The following is a 1,591-nucleotide window of genomic DNA, read 5'->3' as shown; positions in this document are numbered from 1 at the left end:
GAAGGTGCGAGGATGATCCGCTCGGGAACGATCGGTTGGAAGGAGTTCCTCGAGTAGTATCAAGCGGCTTTTCAGGATTGCTGGGCGTGGAACAGCCGTTCGAGAAGCAGAACGTCATACACTTGTCCATCTTTGTCGCGGAAATGTTTCTCCAGTCTTCCGACATGGCGAAATCCGGCCGCCCCATAGATGCCGAGCGCGACGACATTGTCTTCCCGCACTTCGAGCATGAGCTTGTCCAGGCCCAGTTCTTCAAAGGCGAGGCTGAGCAGCAGATGCACTGTTTCATGCCCAAGCCCGCGTCCGCGCGCGCCGGGGCAAAGGGCAAGACCGCCATAGCCATGGCGATTGCGGCGATGCACCTGACTGATCTGAACAAAGCCGAGCGAGCAGTCGCTGGCTGCATCCGCGATGATCCGAAACGCGCCGTCCACATCGCTGCACCGTCGCGCGATCCAGCTTCGCACGGCCTCGTCATCAACGGTATCCGCCACTGTCATCAGCATGGATTGAGTTGACGGGTCACGGCGGATTTCCGCCAATGACGCGAAATCACCATCCTCCGCCTGGCGAAGGATGATGCGCCTCTCCTTGGCCGGCGTCTCGCTCAATTGCGGATGCACCGGACATAGCCGCCGGGGGAGCTGGAAAACACCAGCTTGCCGTTGAGGACGGCGTCCGGCTGGAAACGGTCGGTCTCCGCGAGATAGGTGTTCAGCGCCGTCAGCGGTTCGTCGCCCGGATGCCAGATCTTGGAGCGCTTCGTCGGCGTCTGTGCGGCTTCGACCCGGCCCAGCAGCGTGTCGGCAACGACCAGGAACTGGCCCTCGGTCACCATCGGGCCGTAATGACACAATTCGTCGAGCACATGGTCGCGGCTGTGATCGCTGTCCAGCACCACCATGACCGAGGCGCCTGCTGGAATCGCGGCCTTGACCCTGGCCAGCGTTTCAGGCGCGGTCGAGGGGCCTTCGATCAGTTCGATCAGCGGTGACATCGGATGGGTCTCGATCGCCGCGCGATTATGGGCGCGGATATCAATATCGACGCCGACCACCTTTCCCTTGCCGACCAGTTTCAGCATCGCCGCCATCATGATCATCGAGCCGCCACGCGCGACGCCGGTTTCGATGATGATGTCGGGCTTCGTGGTCCAGATCACTTCCTGCGTCGCCATGACATCGGCGGGCATCTGGATGATCGGTACGCCGAGGAAGGACCAGAGATAGGAATAATCGTATTTGTCGAGGGTGACGAGGGCATCGACGGATTGGCGAAACGCCTCATTGTCGCTGCCAAGCGCCAGGCACATCTTTTCCTTGTGCGCTTCGAATTCCTGGCGATCGTCTTTGACTGTCATGGGATTGGCCTTTGTCTTTCAATGCGGCTCTGATGCCTGCGGGGGGTCGCCGACTTCGGCCTCAGGCGGATTTCGCCGGGCGGGGTTCGGCGGCGGTGCGGCTATGGACCAGGTCGATCACGATCCGCGCCACCCGGTCGATCTCGTCTTCGGTCATGTCATGATAGCTGGGCAGGTTGATGGCGCGTTCGGGGATGTCGTAGGCGTGGCGGTTTCCGCCCTGCTCGGTAA

Annotated in this window: 2 protein-coding genes; both read right to left on the bottom strand. The window is 61.2% G+C overall.

Annotated features, from left to right (window positions below):
• Positions 1-71: 71 nt before the first annotated feature.
• Positions 72-623: a GNAT family protein gene (locus VL202_RS24785; protein WP_325466718.1), complete on the bottom strand. Its 552-nt coding sequence runs from the start codon at positions 621-623 to the stop codon at positions 72-74.
• Positions 608-1,360 carry a cephalosporin hydroxylase family protein gene (locus VL202_RS24780; RefSeq protein ID WP_325466717.1) on the bottom strand — a complete coding sequence of 251 codons (753 nt, stop codon included), beginning with the start codon at positions 1,358-1,360 and terminating at the stop codon, positions 608-610. The genes VL202_RS24785 and VL202_RS24780 overlap by 16 nt, the downstream gene beginning before the upstream one ends.
• Positions 1,361-1,591: the final 231 nt, after the last annotated feature.

This window comes from Pararhizobium sp. (genome assembly GCF_035497515.1).
GTDB lineage: Bacteria > Pseudomonadota > Alphaproteobacteria > Rhizobiales > Rhizobiaceae > Pararhizobium.
The sequence above is the reverse complement of the archived record's forward strand: the minus strand, read 5'-3'. Positions and strand labels throughout refer to the sequence as shown.